The 16581-nt window shown below is 60.5% G+C and carries 14 protein-coding genes; all 14 read right to left on the bottom strand.

Going from position 1 to position 16581, the window contains the following annotated elements:
* Positions 1-12 precede the first annotated feature (12 nt).
* The 14 genes from purF to leuC all read right to left on the bottom strand — a co-directional run bounded on the left by purF (position 13) and on the right by leuC (position 16476).
* Positions 13-1518 (bottom strand): amidophosphoribosyltransferase, encoded by a 1506-nt coding sequence (gene purF / locus AC5SEM_RS06505; RefSeq protein WP_007913462.1) that lies wholly within the window; start codon positions 1516-1518, stop codon positions 13-15.
* A gap of 41 nt (positions 1519-1559) precedes the next feature.
* Positions 1560-2120, bottom strand: a complete 561-nt coding sequence (locus tag AC5SEM_RS06500; protein ID WP_495472422.1) for a CvpA family protein — start codon at positions 2118-2120, stop codon at positions 1560-1562.
* Positions 2121-2218: 98 nt separating this feature from the next.
* The gene (locus AC5SEM_RS06495) at positions 2219-2875 is read right to left on the bottom strand and encodes an SPOR domain-containing protein (RefSeq protein ID WP_137217991.1); all 657 of its coding nucleotides are present in this window, start codon (positions 2873-2875) and stop codon (positions 2219-2221) included.
* A complete protein-coding gene (gene folC / locus AC5SEM_RS06490; RefSeq protein WP_212622553.1) occupies positions 2859-4166 on the bottom strand; it encodes a bifunctional tetrahydrofolate synthase/dihydrofolate synthase in 1308 nt (435 codons plus the stop codon). Before folC ends, AC5SEM_RS06495 begins: the two co-directional genes overlap by 17 nt.
* A complete protein-coding gene (gene accD, locus AC5SEM_RS06485; protein ID WP_007913458.1) occupies positions 4163-5083 on the bottom strand; it encodes an acetyl-CoA carboxylase, carboxyltransferase subunit beta in 921 nt (306 codons plus the stop codon). Before accD ends, folC begins: the two co-directional genes overlap by 4 nt.
* 204 nt (positions 5084-5287) lie before the next feature.
* On the bottom strand, positions 5288-5914 hold the full coding sequence (locus tag AC5SEM_RS06480) for a phosphoribosylanthranilate isomerase (RefSeq protein ID WP_495472421.1): 627 nt from the start codon (positions 5912-5914) through the stop codon (positions 5288-5290).
* 65 nt (positions 5915-5979) lie between these two features.
* Positions 5980-6804 carry a tRNA pseudouridine(38-40) synthase TruA gene (truA, locus tag AC5SEM_RS06475; protein ID WP_034152768.1) on the bottom strand — a complete coding sequence of 275 codons (825 nt, stop codon included), beginning with the start codon at positions 6802-6804 and terminating at the stop codon, positions 5980-5982.
* Between the two features lie 269 nt (positions 6805-7073).
* Positions 7074-9719, bottom strand: coding sequence for a motility hub landmark protein FimV (locus AC5SEM_RS06470; RefSeq protein WP_495472420.1), 2646 nt, complete (start codon positions 9717-9719; stop codon positions 7074-7076).
* 208 nt (positions 9720-9927) lie between these two features.
* A complete protein-coding gene (locus AC5SEM_RS06465) occupies positions 9928-10938 on the bottom strand; it encodes an aspartate-semialdehyde dehydrogenase (RefSeq protein WP_495472419.1) in 1011 nt (336 codons plus the stop codon).
* A gap of 244 nt (positions 10939-11182) precedes the next feature.
* Entirely contained in the window at positions 11183-12295 is a 1113-nt protein-coding gene (gene asd / locus AC5SEM_RS06460; protein WP_007913448.1) for an aspartate-semialdehyde dehydrogenase, read from the bottom strand.
* 66 nt (positions 12296-12361) lie between these two features.
* Positions 12362-13444 carry a 3-isopropylmalate dehydrogenase gene (leuB, locus tag AC5SEM_RS06455; protein ID WP_495472418.1) on the bottom strand — a complete coding sequence of 361 codons (1083 nt, stop codon included), beginning with the start codon at positions 13442-13444 and terminating at the stop codon, positions 12362-12364.
* Between the two features lie 54 nt (positions 13445-13498).
* Complete coding sequence (locus tag AC5SEM_RS06450; RefSeq protein ID WP_116031024.1) at positions 13499-14266, bottom strand: class I SAM-dependent methyltransferase; 768 nt, start codon at positions 14264-14266, stop codon at positions 13499-13501.
* A gap of 135 nt (positions 14267-14401) precedes the next feature.
* The gene (leuD, locus tag AC5SEM_RS06445) at positions 14402-15046 is read right to left on the bottom strand and encodes a 3-isopropylmalate dehydratase small subunit (protein ID WP_007913445.1); all 645 of its coding nucleotides are present in this window, start codon (positions 15044-15046) and stop codon (positions 14402-14404) included.
* 11 nt (positions 15047-15057) lie between these two features.
* Positions 15058-16476, bottom strand: coding sequence for a 3-isopropylmalate dehydratase large subunit (gene leuC / locus AC5SEM_RS06440; protein ID WP_495472417.1), 1419 nt, complete (start codon positions 16474-16476; stop codon positions 15058-15060).
* Positions 16477-16581 lie beyond the last annotated feature (105 nt).

Here is a 16581-nt window from a genome sequence, read left to right as displayed (position 1 = left end):
GCCGGTGATAACTCAGTTGTTGTACAGATCGATGATCGCACTGACCGCTTGGGTCTTGATCTTCGAGGAGTCGTTACGCGCCTGCTCGATCTTGTTCAGGTACGCCTCGTCGACGTCGCCGGTGACGTACTTGCCGTCGAACACCGCGCAATCGAAGTTCTCGATCTTGATCTTGCCGCCACCGACCGCTTCGATCAAGTCAGGCAAGTCCTGATAGATCAGCCAGTCAGCGCCGATCAGATCCGCCACGTCCTGAGTCGAACGGTTGTGTGCGATCAGCTCGTGGGCGCTTGGCATGTCGATGCCATACACGTTCGGGAAGCGTACCGCTGGGGCTGCCGAGCAGAAGTAGACGTTTTTCGCGCCGGCTTCACGGGCCATCTGGATGATCTGCTTGCAGGTGGTGCCGCGCACGATCGAGTCGTCGACCAGCATCACGTTCTTGCCGCGGAATTCCAGCTCGATGGCGTTGAGCTTCTGGCGTACCGATTTCTTGCGAGCCGCCTGGCCCGGCATGATGAAGGTACGACCGATGTAACGGTTCTTGACGAAACCTTCGCGGAATTTCACGCCCAAGTGGTTGGCCAGCTCCAGTGCCGCAGTGCGACTGGTGTCCGGAATCGGGATAACCACGTCGATATCGTGCTCTGGACGCTCGCGCAGGATCTTCTCGGCGAGCTTCTCGCCCATGCGCAGACGGGCCTTATAGACCGACACGCCGTCGATGATCGAATCCGGGCGCGCCAGGTAGACGTGTTCGAAAATGCACGGGGTCAGAGAGGGGTTGGTCGCGCACTGACGGGTGTGCAGCTTGCCGTCTTCAGTGATGTAGACCGCTTCACCCGGGGCCAGGTCGCGAATCAGGGTGAAACCGAGCACGTCCAGCGAAACGCTTTCCGAGGCGATCATGTACTCGACGCCTTCGTCGGTGTGACGCTGGCCGAACACGATCGGACGGATGCCGTGCGGGTCACGGAAACCGACGATGCCGTAACCGGTCACCATGGCGACTACTGCGTAACCACCGACACAACGGTTGTGCACGTCGGTCACGGCGGCAAACACGTCTTCTTCGGTCGGCTGCAGCTTGCCGCGCTGGGCCAGCTCGTGAGCGAACACGTTGAGCAGCACTTCCGAATCGGAACTGGTGTTGACGTGACGCAGATCGGATTCGTAGATCTCTTTGGCCAACTGTTCAACGTTGGTCAGGTTACCGTTGTGCGCCAGGGTGATGCCGTAAGGCGAGTTGACGTAAAACGGCTGGGCTTCGGCCGAAGTCGAGCTGCCCGCGGTCGGATAACGGACGTGGCCGATACCCATGTGGCCGACCAGACGCTGCATGTGACGCTGCTGAAACACGTCACGCACCAGGCCATTGTCCTTGCGCAGGAACAACCGGCCATCATGGCTGGTCACGATACCGGCAGCGTCCTGGCCGCGGTGCTGGAGCACGGTTAGCGCGTCATACAGCGCCTGATTGACGTTCGACTTACCGACGATACCGACGATGCCACACATGCGACGCAACCCCTACTTAATGGATCTGAACTGAACAACACTCACTGAGGCGTTTTCGCCGACGGCAAGAGTTGCTCCTTGAACGGAATATCAGCGGGTACGCTGATTCCGCTGGCAAGCCACTGACTGCTCCACCCGAGAATCAGGTTTTTGGACCAATCAGCGACCAATAGAAATTTTGGTACGAGCTGTGATTCTTTCCACCACCCGTCCTGCTGTACCGGCCCCAGGCTCAACAGCCCGACCGCCACGACCACCAGCAACACGCCACGCGCAGCGCCGAAGGCCATGCCGAGGAATCGATCGGTCCCGGACAACCCGGTGACGCGAACCAACTCGCCGATAAGATAATTGATCATTGCGCCCACGATCAGTGTGGCGACAAACATGATGGCACAGCCCGAGATCACGCGAGCCGATGGGGTTTCGATGTATCCGGCGAGGTACTCGGACAATGAGCCACCGAACATCCAGGCGACGACTCCTGCGATGATCCAGGTCACCAGCGATAATGCTTCCTTGACGAAGCCGCGGCTCAAACTGATCAAAGCGGAGATGGCGATGATTGCAACGATCGCCCAGTCAACCCAGGTAAATGGCACAGTGCAGCCTACAGACGGATAAGGCGGCGCATTTTAGCAGAGCGCATGCCTCTCGGTAAGCTGCGATTGTCAGTGCATTTCAATCGAGGTGATAGTTTTTAGCCGCGCTCAGGCTGGAAGCGCACGACAAACCCTTTGAGGTTCTGCTGACGACCCAACAGATCACGCAGACGATCAGCCTCGGCACGCTCGATCAGCGGGCCGACAAACACCCGATTTTTGCCGTCGGCAGAGCGGATGTAGGCGTTATAACCTTGGCTGCGCAGGGTTTTCTGCAGGCTTTCGGCGCTGGCGCGGCTCGACAGACTGGCCAGTTGCACCGACCAGCTCACCGACAGGCCGTTGGCATCGACGCGGCTTTGCGTGGTGTCGGGCTTACTCGATGCAGAGGTAATCGGCTGGGCAGGCGCAGGAATCGGCTTGGCCACCGCCGGCGGCGCAACAGGCTTGGTGATCATAATGGGCGCTGCCGGTGCCGGTGCCGGCGCAACGGGTGCGGCAGGCGCCGCCTCTTCTGCGACTTCTTCATCTGTCGGCACAGGTTCTTGCGGCAAGGCTTGCGGCTCGGGAACAGCCACCGTTTCCATTTGCACTTGCGGCACGACAGGCGCTTGCGGAGCGGCCGGCGCTTCGACAGTTACCTGACGCTGCTCGTCCTGACGGGAAAACAGCATCGGCAGGAAGATCACCGCCAGCGCAACCAGCACCAGAGCGCCAACCATGCGCTGCTTGTACGCTTTATCCAGCAAAGCCATTTGCCGCTTCCTCCGTGGAGCGCCGGGCCAGCCATTCAAGGGCCTCGGCGACACAATAAAATGATCCGAACAACAGAATCTCGTCGTCGCTTGTAGCCACCGCGCACTGCCCTTCCAGGGCGGCGGCGACACTGTCGTAAGACGTGACCGCAGCGCCAAGGTTCTGCAAGGCAGCGTTTAATTCAGCCACTGGACGTGCGCGCGGCGAATCCAGCGGCGCCACCGCCCAATGCTCGACACTAGCATTCAATTCGCTGACAACACCATCCAGATCCTTGTCGGCCAGCAGACCAAATACCGCCAGACGCTTGCCGACCGGTGGTCGCGAGGCCAGACGGCGGGCCAGATACTCGGCGGCATGCGGGTTATGTCCCACATCCAGCAACAGATTCAGGCGCTTGCCGTTCCACTCGAAGGAGCGACGATCCAGACGACCGACCACGCGAGTGGCCTGCAACGCAGCGACAATCTGCTGGGCATTCCACGGCAAACCGAGCAGCAGATACGCCTGCAACGCCAGTGCGGCGTTTTCCATCGGCAGATCGAGCAGCGGCAAGTCACGCAGCTCAACAGCCTGACCGCGCGCATCGGTGCCGCGCCATTGCCAGTGCTGATCAGTGATGCCGAGATCGAAGTCGCGCCCGCGCAGGAAGAACGGACAAGCCAGTTCACGCGCCTTGTCGAGCAACGGTTGCGGAGGATTCAGATCGCCGCACAAGGCAGGTTTGCCCTGACGGAAAATTCCGGCTTTCTCGAAAGCCACGGATTCGCGGGTGTCGCCCAGATAATCGGCGTGATCGACGCCAATGCTGGTGACCAGTGCGATATCGGCATCGACCACGTTGACCGTGTCCAGACGCCCGCCCAGCCCGACTTCCAGCACCACCGCATCAAGCCCGGCCTGCTGAAACAGCCAGAACGCCGCGAGGGTGCCCATTTCGAAGTAAGTCAGGGAAGTGTCGCCGCGCCCGGCCTCGACTGCTGCAAAGGCTTCGCACAGCTGTGCGTCAGTGGCTTCGACGCCATTGAGCTGCACCCGCTCGTTGTAACGCAGCAGGTGCGGAGAATTGTAGACACCAACGCTCAGGCCCTGCGCGCGCAGCAAGGAAGCCACGAAAGCACAGGTCGAACCCTTGCCGTTGGTGCCGGTGACCGTGATCACCCGAGGCGCCGGCTGGCCCAGCCCCATGCGGGACGCTACCTGTTGCGAACGCTCCAGACCCATGTCGATGGCCGACGGATGCAACTGCTCAAGGTAGGCGAGCCATTCGCCAAGGGTGCGCTCGGTCATAGGCCAGCAGGGACCGGTGGAACCACGATCGGCTCGATTGGCGCGGCGACGAATTTCGGCGTCGGCTTGCCCGTCATTTGTGCTAGCAGGTTACCCAGACGCGGGCGCAGTTCCTGACGGTGGATGATCATGTCGATCGCGCCGTGCTCCAGCAGGAATTCGCTGCGCTGGAAGCCTTCCGGCAGCTTCTCACGTACGGTTTGTTCGATAACGCGCGGGCCAGCGAAGCCGATCAGGGCTTTCGGCTCACCGACGATCACGTCGCCGAGCATCGCCAGACTCGCGGAAACACCGCCGTAGACCGGGTCGGTCAGTACGGAGATGAATGGAATGCCTTCTTCACGCAGACGCGCCAGTACCGCCGAAGTCTTGGCCATCTGCATCAGCGAGATCAGCGCTTCCTGCATGCGCGCACCACCGGAGGCGGCGAAGCAGATCATCGGGCAGCGGTTTTCCAGCGCGTAGTTGGCGGCGCGCACGAAGCGTTCACCAACGATGGCGCCCATGGAACCGCCCATGAAAGCGAATTCAAAGGCCGAAACCACTACGGGCATGCCCAGCAAGGTGCCGCTGACGGAGATCAGCGCATCTTTTTCGCCGGTCTGCTTCTGTGCAGCGGTCAGGCGATCCTTGTACTTCTTGCCGTCGCGGAATTTCAGACGGTCAACCGGCTCCAGATCGGCGCCCAGTTCGTTGCGACCTTCGGCATCGAGGAAGATGTCGATGCGCGCACGTGCGCCGATGCGCATGTGGTGGTTGCATTTAGGGCAAACGTCCAGGGTCTTTTCCAGCTCTGGACGATACAACACCGCCTCGCAAGACGGGCATTTGTGCCACAGACCTTCAGGGACCGAGCTCTTCTTGACCTCGGAACGCATGATCGAAGGGATCAGTTTGTCTACTAACCAGTTGCTCATGCTTTCTTTCTCCAGTACCGGCGGCCCGAACGCTCTGGTTCGCAGCCCCGCGTATGCCCTTCAGCTAAATTCATGTGTGTGGCGATGGTTGCCGGACTGCCACGATCAGCGCGAAACATGACCTGCGTGCGATCCAGAAACCCTCAGCCGCGCCTGCTTTGTGCAAGTGCATTGATGGACGGCGGCAGACTGCCAGCCGTCACATCAATATGGCGCTTTGCGTACCGCGTTGATGAACGCGTGAATCTTTGCGTGATCCTTGATGCCCTTGCTCGCCTCTACCCCGCCGCTGACGTCTACCGCGTACGGTTTCACCCGAGCCACGGCGTCTGCTACGTTCTCCGGGGTCAAACCACCGGCCAGAATCAACGGTTTGCTCAAACCTTGCGGAATCAATGACCAGTCAAACGCCTCACCGGTTCCACCGGGCACGCCCTCAACGTAGGTGTCGAGCAGCACGCCACTGGCGCTCGGATAGGCATCAACCGCCGCCGCTATGTTATCGCCGGCCTTGACCCGCAACGCCTTGATGTACGGACGATGCCAGCCCTCACAATCTTCAACAGCTTCATCGCCATGGAACTGCAACAGATCCAGCGGCACGGCATCGAGGATTTCCCCCAACTCGCAGCGGCTGGCGTTGACGAACAGGCCCACGGTGGTCACGAACGGCGGCAATGCCTGAATAATCGCCCGCGCCTGCTGTACGGTGACAGCGCGTGGACTCTTGGCGTAGAACACGAACCCGATCGCATCCGCTCCGGCCTCAACGGCGGCCAGCGCATCTTCTATGCGGGTAATCCCGCAGATCTTGCTGCGAACGGCTGGCATGTCGAGAAAAACTCCGAGGTAAAATCCGGGAAAGTCCCGGATGGTAACAAAAGCGTTCGAGGCCGTCAGCCGTCAAGTTCGGAGAAACCCGTAAGGAAATGTGGCCCGATAAAACGCTCGGGCAACGGGAATTCGTCGTGGTACTCGACCTGCACCAGATACAGACCGTACGGATGCGCCGTAACGCCACCGGAACGGCGCTCGCGACTTTCCAGCACTTCCTTCATCCACTCCACCGGACGCTCGCCGGCACCAATGGTCATCAACACACCGGCGATGTTGCGCACCATATGATGCAGAAACGCATTGGCGCGGATGTCGAGCACGATCATCTTGCCGTGGCGGGTCACGCGCAGGTGATGCATCTTCTTGATCGGCGACTTGGCCTGGCACTGGCCGGCGCGGAAGGCACTGAAATCGTGGGTGCCAATCAGGTACTGCGCGGCCTCTGCCATGCGCTCGACGTCCAGCGGACGGTGGTTCCAGGTGATCTCTTCGTTGAGATGCGCCGGGCGGATCTGATCGTTGTAGATCACATAGCGATAACGCCGGGCGATGGCTTTGAAGCGCGCATGAAAATGCGCCGGCATCACCCGCGCCCAACTGACGCTGATGTCATGGGGCAGATTGATGTTGGCGCCCATGACCCAGGCTTTCAGCGAACGATCGACGGTGGTATCGAAATGCACCACTTGCCCGCAGGCATGCACGCCGGCGTCGGTGCGCCCGGCGCACTGTAGCGAAACCGGTGAATTGGCGACTTTCGACAGGGCTTTTTCGAGCTCTTCCTGCACCGTCGCCACACCCGTCAACTGACGCTGCCAGCCGCTGTAGCGCGAGCCTTTGTACTCAACGCCCAGCGCGACGCGGTAAAAGCCGTCGGGGGCCATTTCGGCGACCGGGTTATCTATGTTTGCCAAGGTGGGACAGCCTGCTGTTTGTGCAAAGGCGGGCATTATAAGGTTGTGGTTCAGGGATGCCAGAACTCTCTATTGGCAGTTCTGGCCCTATCGCGAGCAGGCTCACTCCTACAGGGAAACGCATTCCAAATGTAGGAGTGAGCCTGCTCGCGATAGCAATCCTTCAGACACCACTGAATCCGGCACAAACAAAAACGGCAGCCTCACCGGGCTGCCGTTTTTGATTTACCGATGTGAACTTACGCCAGGTTCGAGAGCATTTCCTTGGCTTCACCACGTTGCTTCTCGTCACCCTCGGTCAACACTTCGTTGAGGATGTCGCGCGCGCCGTCGCTGTCGCCCATGTCGATGTAGGCCTGGGCGAGATCGAGCTTGGTCGCGGCTTCATCAGTGCCGGCGAGGAAGTCGAAATCGTCTTCCCCCAGATCACCACCGATTGCCGCATCAGCTTCGGTGAAGGTCGGCTCGGCAATGGTTTGCGACAGACGATCCAGCTCAGCATTGACGTCGTCCAGTTCGGCAGCGAACGTATCAGGCTCGGCCGCTGGGTTGCTGTCCATTTCATCGGCCAGCGACAGATCGAAATCGGCCGGCAGTTCCAGATCATCCTGTGGCACGTCAGCCACCACCGGCGCCTCGACCGGCGGCAGATCCTTCACGCCCTCGTCCAGGTCCAGCAGGAAATCATCGTCCGCCAGATCAACCGCAGGCGCCGGCTCGGCCCCCAGATCCATATCCAGGTCGAAGTCCGACAGGTCGTCCAGGTTTTCTTTGATCTCGGTCTGCTGCTGCAGCACCGATTCAAAGCTCAGGTCGTCGTCCGCTGGAAACTCGTCCAGCTCGACCGGCGCTTCAGGTTCAACCACCGGCGCAGGCTCTACCGGGGTGATGTTGTCGAGATCGTCCAGGCTCAGGTCAAACGCGCTGTCCAGATCGTCTTCCGCTGGCGCCGGCGCAGGTGCTTCCGGCTCATCCAGCAGAAGATCCTTGACGTATTGCGCGTCCAGTTCGGCGGCCACGGCAGCAGCGGCCAGACCCGAAGCAGCGACCACGGCCATGGCCGGGAAGCGGCTTTTCAGCTCTTCGACCTTGGCGAAGTTGTCGCCATTGGCGACCAGTTGACGCTCCTGACCGACGAAGGCATCGCGGTCGCCCTGCTGACCGTAGACTTCCATCAGCTTCAGACGCAGATCACTGCGCTGCGGCTCCAGGCTAACGCCCTCTTCCAGCAACGCGGCAGCCTGATTCAGGCGACCGGCGTTGATGTGCGATTGCGCCTTGTCCAGAACGTCATCGGAACGTTCGGCGGCCGGTGCCACCAGCGGCGCAGCAATCGGTTCAGCCATCACGATCGGCGCGACTACCGGAGCCACTACGGCTGCCGGAGCAGGTGCCGGGGTGTTGAGCTTGACGCTGGCCGCCGGGGTTTCCAGACCTTCGAAGCTGCTTTCCGGCAGATCCTGCTCGGCGGAGAACTCTTGTTCTTCCGACAGAGCGCGGGCCATGCGCAGATGTTTCTCGGCTTCCTGCTGGGCCTTGCGGCGACGTGCCAGCAGCAACAGCAGGAGCGCCAGAACCACAGCACCGCCACCGATCAGACCCAGCAGGATCGGATTGGTCAGCAGCTCATTGAAGGTTTTCTCTTCATCGACAGGCGGCTTTGGTGCGACCACTGGCTCGACGACTGGTGTTTCAGCCGGCGGCGCAATGGCGGATTCTGGCGTCGGCGCTGCTTCAGCCGGGGTGGCCGGCGGTGTGGCAGCCAGTTCAGCCGTGATCGCAGGCACCGCCGGTGCAGCAGCGTTGGCGGCCGGCACTGCGCCCGCCCCTTCAGCCTGCAGTTTCGCCAGTTGATTATTCTTCAGCTCGATGAGTTTTTGCAGCTTGTCCATCTGGCTTTGCAGATCGGACATGCGGCTTTTCAATTCCTCATTGTCACGACGGGTCGTGTCGAGGCTTTCCTGAGTGACCGCAAGCTTGTTGCTCAGCGCCTTGGCGTCACCCGCCGGGCCTTTGCCGCGCGCCTTGGCGCTTTCGGCGGAAACCAGACTCAGATTGTCCTGGGCGTTCTGTGCTGCACCGGTATTGCCACGACCACGGTTGGTCGCATCGAGTTGCTGTTGGCCAGTGCCTGGTTTGGCCACATAACGACGGCCCTGACGCCAGGCTTCGTTCTGCGCCGCGACTTCAGCAATCGCTTTCGATTGCGGCAGCGCGGTGCTTTGCACCGCATCCGGCAGACGCAGCACTTGGCCAGTTTTCAGACGGTTGATGTTGCCGCCGATGAACGCATCCGGGTTCAGCGCTTGAATGGCCAGCATGGTCTGCTGCACCGAGCCGCCGGTACGCGCCTTCGCGGCGATTTCCCACAGGGTGTCGCGCGGCGTGGTGGTGTATTGGGTCGGATGCGTAGCGCCAGTGGTCGGCGCTGCGATGGTCTGCGACGGCGCTGGTTGTGCAGCGGCGTCAGCGGTCTGTGGCGAGAACTTCGACGGATCGAGCAGCACACTGTAGTCGCGCAGCAGACGGCCGTTCGGCCACATCACCTGCACGAGGAACTTGACCATCGGTTCCGACAGCGGCTTGCTCGAGGTTACGCGCAGCACGCTTTTGCCGCTGGCGCTGAGTACCGGGGTAAATGTCAGATCATTGAGGAAGGCCTGGCGATCGACGCCGGCCTTGGCAAAATCTTCGGGTGAAGCCAGGCTCGGCACCACTTCGGCAGCGGTGAGATCCTTGACGTCGAGCAGCTCGATTTCAGCCACCAGCGGCTGGTTCAGGGTCGACTTCAGGGTCAGCTCCCCGAGCCCGAGGGCATGCGCCATACCGGAGGACAGCGCCGAGGCGGCCGCTATTGCTAACACCAGTTTGCGAACTTGAACCATAGCCTCATCCTTTGTTTGAACGTTCCTCGGCCAGCGAGAAGATGTTGAATACCGCTGCCGTAAGGCATTGCGCGCGACGACGACAGATGTCGCGCGCGATCATTTCTTTGATGCCCCGGAATGTCCCGGAGGGTGACACGTTATCAAGCAATCTGGGCAAGCATAGCGCTCACCTAGAATCAGTCGACAAATTGTTGCCAAGTATCTTTTACAGCAGGTCTTTTATCAACAATTCAGCCACCTGCACAGCGTTAAGGGCCGCGCCTTTGCGTACGTTATCTGACGTCAGCCACAGATTTAGTTCCGCCGGGTCGTCGACACCGCTGCGCACGCGACCGACATAGACAACGTCCTGCCCTACCGCGTCACCGACTGCGGTCGGGTAATCACCAGCCTCGACCAGCTCGATACCGGCCGCGTCTTCGAGGGCAGCGTTGACTTTTGCCAGGTCGACAGCCGACGTTGACTGCAAAGTCACGCTAAGGCTATCGCCAAAAAACACCGGGGCTTGAACGCAAGTTGCGGAAATCTTTAATAAAGGCTTGGCCAGCACCTGACGCAACTCGCGCATCAGGCGTTTTTCCAGCAGCGTATGGCCCTGCGCATCGGGCGTGCCGACCTGGGCCAGCAGGTTGAAGGCCATCTGCCGGTCGAAGAAAGTCGGCTCCAATGGGCGCATGTTCAACAGCTCGGCGGTCTGCCGCGCCAGCTCGGTCACGGCTTCACGGCCTTGGGCGGACACGGCCAGATTAGCGGTGACATGCACAGATTGCAGGTCAATGAGATCGAGCAGCGGCGCCAGTACCACCGCCAGCGAAGTAGCCGACGGGCTTGGGCTGCTGACCTGGAACGGTGCTTTCAGAGCGGCGAGCACTTCGGCGTTGGCTTCCGGCACCACTTGCGGCGCTTGATCGGCCGGCAAGGCACCGGACAGGTCGATCAGCGAGCAACCGGCGGCGTGGGCACGGGCGGCGTAACTCAGGGTAATGGCCGGGCCGGCGGCGAAGAACACCAGTTTGACCTTGCTGAAATCGAACTCGTCGACTTCGCGAACGCGCACGTTCTTGTTGCGGAACAGCACCGAGCTGCCAGCGGATTCGCTGCTCGCCAACAGGTGCAGGTTTGCAACCGGGAAGCTGCGCTCTTCGAGAATCTGTACGAGGGTTTCGCCGACAGTACCGGTGGCGCCGATCACGGCAATATCTAGGGTCTGGGTCATGGTGCGAGCCTCTGGCGAAACGGGGGGAGCGGCACTTTACCGGGTGACTGGCGCACAGGCAATTTCTGCCCACCAGGATCGTTCCCACGCTCTGCGTGGGAATGCCGCATCGGACGCTCTGCGTTCGGCTTGTAAAGGGACGCGGAGCGTCCCGGGATGCATTCCCACGCAGAGCGTGGGAACGATCGGCATAAAAAAACCCGCACCTCTCACAAGGCACGGGCTCTTTCATTACTTCAAGCAATCAACGCTCAAGCAAAATCCGCAACATGCGACGCAGCGGTTCGGCCGCGCCCCACAGCAGTTGGTCGCCGACGGTAAAGGCACCGACGAACTGCGAACCCATGTTCAGCTTGCGCAGACGACCCACCGGAACATTCAAAGTGCCGGTGACCTTGGTCGGGCTCAGCTCCTGCATGCTGATTTCGCGCTGGTTCGGCACCAGTTTGACCCAAGGGTTGTGCTGGCTGATCAGCCCCTCGATATCGGCGATCGGCACGTCTTTGTTCAGCTTGATGGTCAGCGCCTGGCTGTGGCAACGCATCGCGCCAATGCGCACGCAGATGCCGTCGACCGGGATCGGGCTCTTGAAGCGACCGAGAATCTTGTTGGTCTCGGCCTGAGCTTTCCACTCTTCGCGGCTCTGGCCGTTCGGCAGTTCCTTGTCGATCCACGGGATCAGGCTGCCGGCCAAAGGTACGCCGAAGTTTTCAGTCGGGTACGCTTCGCTGCGCATGGCGTCGGCCACACGACGGTCGATGTCGAGGATCGCGCTGGCCGGATCAGCCAGTTGATCGGCGACCGCGGCGTGGGTTGCGCCCATTTGCTTGATCAGTTCACGCATGTTCTGCGCGCCGGCACCGGAGGCCGCCTGATAGGTCATGGCGCTCATCCACTCGACCAGACCGGCTTCGAACAGACCGCCCAGGCCCATCAGCATCAGGCTGACGGTGCAGTTGCCGCCGATGTAGTTCTTGGTGCCCGCGTCGAGTTGCTGGTCGATGACCTTGCGGTTGACCGGATCGAGAATGATCACCGCGTCATCGTTCATGCGCAGGCTCGAGGCCGCGTCGATCCAGTAACCCTGCCAGCCGGCTTCGCGCAGCTTGGGGAACACTTCGCTGGTGTAGTCGCCGCCCTGGCAGGTCAGAATCACGTCGAGGGTCTTCAGCTCATCAATGCTGTAAGCATCCTTGAGCGGAGCAATGTCCTTGCCCACGGACGGGCCTTGGCCACCGACGTTGGACGTGGTGAAAAACACCGGCTCGATTAGATCGAAATCCTGCTCTTCCAGCATCCGCTGCATGAGCACGGAACCGACCATCCCGCGCCAACCGATCAGACCTACACGTTTCATCGCAACTACACCTTCTTGAAAAGTGGGCCGCTGCTTTGTATTGAATTTCGCAGCGGGCCCGAGAGATTACAGATTCCGCAGCGCGGCGACTACTGCGTCGCCCATTTCCTGCGTACCGACTTTGCTGCAACCGGCCGAATAGATGTCACCGGTGCGCAGGCCTTGATCCAGCACCACGCTCACGGCTTTCTCGATGGCATCGGCCGCGTCATGCAGATTGAAGCTGTAACGCAGCATCATCGACACCGACAAAATGGTCGCCAACGGGTTGGCAATGCCTTTACCGGCGATGTCCGGAGCGGAACCGTGGCAAGGCTCGTACATGCCCTTGTTGTTGGAATCCAGCGAGGCCGACGGCAGCATGCCGATGGAACCGGTGAGCATCGACGCTTCGTCGGACAGAATGTCGCCGAACATATTGTCGGTGACGATCACGTCGAACTGCTTCGGTGCGCGCACCAGTTGCATGGCGGCGTTATCGACGTACATGTGGCTCAGTTCGACTTCCGGGTAATCCTCGGCCACTTGCTCGACCACTTCACGCCACAGTTGGCTGGACGCCAGCACGTTGGCCTTGTCCACCGAGCAGAGCTTCTTGCCGCGAACCATGGCCATGTCGAAACCGACACGGGCGATGCGGCGGATTTCGCTTTCGCTGTACGGCAGTGTGTCGTAGGACTGACGCTCGCCGTTCTCCAAAGTGCGGGTGCCACGCGGCGCGCCGAAATAGATGCCGCCGGTCAGCTCACGAACGATGAGGATGTCCAGACCGGCAACGATTTCCGGCTTCAGGCTCGAAGCGTCAGCCAGTTGCGGGTACAGGATCGCCGGACGCAGGTTGCCGAACAGGCCCAGTTGCGCACGGATTTTCAGCAGGCCGCGCTCGGGACGGATGTCACGCTCGATGGTGTCCCATTTCGGGCCGCCAACGGCGCCCAGCAGCACAGCGTCGGCAGCGCGGGCACGGTCGAGGGTTTCATCGGCCAGCGGCACGCCGTGCTTGTCGATGGCGGCGCCACCGATCACGTCATGGCTCAGCTCGAAGCCCAGGCTGTATTTGTCGTTGGCCAGCTCCAGCACCTTGACCGCTTCGGCCATGATTTCCGGACCAATACCGTCACCTGGGAGAATCAGAATCTGCTTGCTCATGCTTTCCTCGTGTCTTCAGTCGGTGCGCCATCTTAGACGCGCCCGGAAAAATTCTTATCGCTCGGCCATCAGCACGATGACATCTGTACTGAACGAGCCGTCGGCATCAATCTCAAAATATTCGCGCACTTCGTGGCCCATCGACTGCTGCAACTGGCGGATCGCGGCGCGCATCACTTCCGGTGTGCGCATGCGTTCAACCCAACTGGTGTATTCCAGACGCAGGCGCTGACGGGTGGTGCTGCGCACATGCAAACCGGCCTCGCTGACCTGACGTAACCATTCGGCGGCGGAATAATCGCGCACATGGCTGGTGTCGCGCAGCACTTCGACGCTTTGCAGGTAAGTGTCGAACAACGGACTGCCCGGTGACAACACATCAACGAACGCCGCCACACCACCCGGCTTCAGCACCCGGCGCACTTCGCGCAGGGCCACACCGAGATCGCTCCAGTGATGCGCCGAATAACGGCTGAACACGAAGTCGAACTCGCCATCGGCAAACGGCAGTCGCTCGGCGGCACCGTTGACCGTGGCAATGTTGCTCATCCCCCGATCAACGGCAGCGGCGGCGACCACGTCGAGCATTTGCTGCGACAGGTCGTAGGCAACCACTTCCCTGACCAGCGGTGCGACGTGGAAACTGACGTGACCGGCGCCGCAACCCAAGTCCAGCACCCGGGCGTTGCCCTGCCCGGCCAGCTCAGCTTGTAGCAGCGCGAATTCGGTGCCTTGAGCGTGAACGGCGCTGCTCAGGTAGGCGGCGGCCTGTTCACCGAATTGCTTTTGTACGACCTGGGTGTGTTGGGCGGTGCTGGTCATTGGGGACTTCCTTTTTAGGGTGAGTCTTGTGGTGCTTTTGAGGGCCTCATCGCGAGCAGGCTCACTCCTACAGGGGAACGCATTTCAAATGTAGGAGTGAGCCTGCTCGCGATGGCGCCATTCGCCATACGCAAATCACGCGTCGCGGAACAACCACGGCTGACTAACCCGGTGCTTGGCCTCAAACGTCGCAATCGCATCGCCGTCCTGCAAGGTCAGGCCAATATCGTCCAGACCGTTCAACAGGCAGTGCTTGCGGAACGCATCGATCTCGAAGCTGTACACCTTGCCATCCGGACGGGTCACGGTCTGCGCCTGCAGATCGACCTGCAATTGATAGCCCGGCTCGGCCTCAACTTGCTTAAACAATTCATCGACTTCAGCGTCGCTCAAGATGATCGGCAGCAAACCGTTTTTGAAGCTGTTGTTGAAGAAGATGTCGGCGTAGCTTGGCGCGATGATGCTGCGGAAACCGTATTCTTCCAGCGCCCACGGCGCGTGTTCACGGCTGGAGCCGCAACCGAAGTTCTCGCGAGCGAGCAAGACGCTGGCGCCTTGATAACGCTCGGCGTTGAGGACGAAGTCCTTGTTCAACGGACGCTTGGAGTTGTCCTGATACGGCTGGCCGACATCGAGGTAGCGCCACTCGTCGAACAGGTTCGGGCCGAAACCGGTGCGCTTGATCGACTTCAAGAACTGCTTTGGAATGATCTGATCGGTGTCGACGTTGGCACGATCCAAAGGCGCGACAAGACCAGTGTGCTGGGTAAAAGCTTTCATGCTGCGCTCCTTTAAATCAATTCACGAACGTCGATGAAACGACCATTCACCGCTGCCGCCGCCGCCATGGCCGGGCTGACGAGGTGGGTACGGCCACCGGCGCCCTGACGGCCTTCGAAGTTACGGTTGGAGGTCGAGGCGCAATGCTCGCCGGACTCCAAACGGTCCGGGTTCATCGCCAGGCACATCGAGCAACCCGGCTTACGCCATTCGAAACCGGCTTCGAGGAAAATCTTGTCGAGACCTTCGGCTTCTGCCTGCGCCTTGACCAGACCCGAGCCCGGCACCACGATCGCTTGCTTGATGGTCGAAGCGACCTTGCGGCCCTTGGCGATCACCGCCGCAGCGCGCAAGTCTTCGATCCGCGAGTTGGTGCAGGAACCGATGAAAACGCGATCCAGTTGAATGTCGGTGATCGCCTGATTGGCGGTCAAACCCATGTACTTCAAGGCACGGACGATCGAGTCGCGTTTGACCAGATCCATTTCTTTGGCCGGGTCCGGCACGTTCTGATCAACGGCCAAAACCATTTCCGGCGAAGTGCCCCAGCTGACTTGCGGTTTGATCTGCGCAGCGTCGAGCTCAACCACAGTGTCGAACTTGGCGTCGTCATCGGACACCAGGTCTTTCCAGGCTTCGACGGCCATGTCCCATTCCGCGCCTTTCGGGGCGAATGGACGGCCCTTCACGTAGTCGACGGTTTTCTGGTCCGCTGCCACCAGACCGACGCGGGCGCCCGCTTCGATGGACATGTTGCAGATGGTCATGCGGCCTTCGACGGACAAGTCGCGGATCGCGCTGCCAGCGAATTCGATGGCGTGGCCGTTACCGCCGGCGGTGCCGATCTTGCCGATTACCGCGAGGACGATGTCCTTGGCGGTCACGCCGAACGGCAATTGCCCTTCAACGCGCACCAGCATGTTTTTCATTTTCTTCGCGACCAGGCACTGGGTGGCGAGCACGTGCTCGACCTCGGAAGTGCCGATACCGTGCGCCAGAGCGCCGAACGCGCCGTGAGTCGAGGTGTGCGAATCGCCGCAGACCACGGTCATGCCCGGCAAGGTCGCGCCCTGCTCCGGGCTGATCACGTGGACGATGCCTTGGCGGACGTCATTCATCTTGAACTCGACAATGCCGTATTCATCGCAGTTGTCATCAAGGGTCTGAACCTGCAAACGCGAGACCTGATCGGCAATGGCTTCGATGCCGCCCTTGCGCTCTGGAGTCGTCGGTACGTTGTGGTCCGGGGTCGCGATATTGGCATCGATGCGCCAAGGCTTGCGCCCGGCCAGACGCAGGCCTTCAAAAGCTTGCGGCGAGGTCACTTCGTGGATGATGTGACGATCGATGTAGATCAGCGCCGAGCCATCGTCGCGCTGCTTGACCAAATGCGAATCCCAGAGCTTGTCGTAGAGCGTTTTGCCGGCCATCAGACGGTTCCTCATCAGCTTGTTTCTATGCCCTGGGCTTATCAATAACCCTTTGGCTTGTGAGGCCGATCCTATGGGGTTAGATTAAATAACTCAAATTCATAT

This window comes from Pseudomonas sp. CH61 (assembly GCF_059429415.1).
The sequence above is the reverse complement of the archived record's forward strand: the minus strand, read 5'-3'. Positions and strand labels throughout refer to the sequence as shown.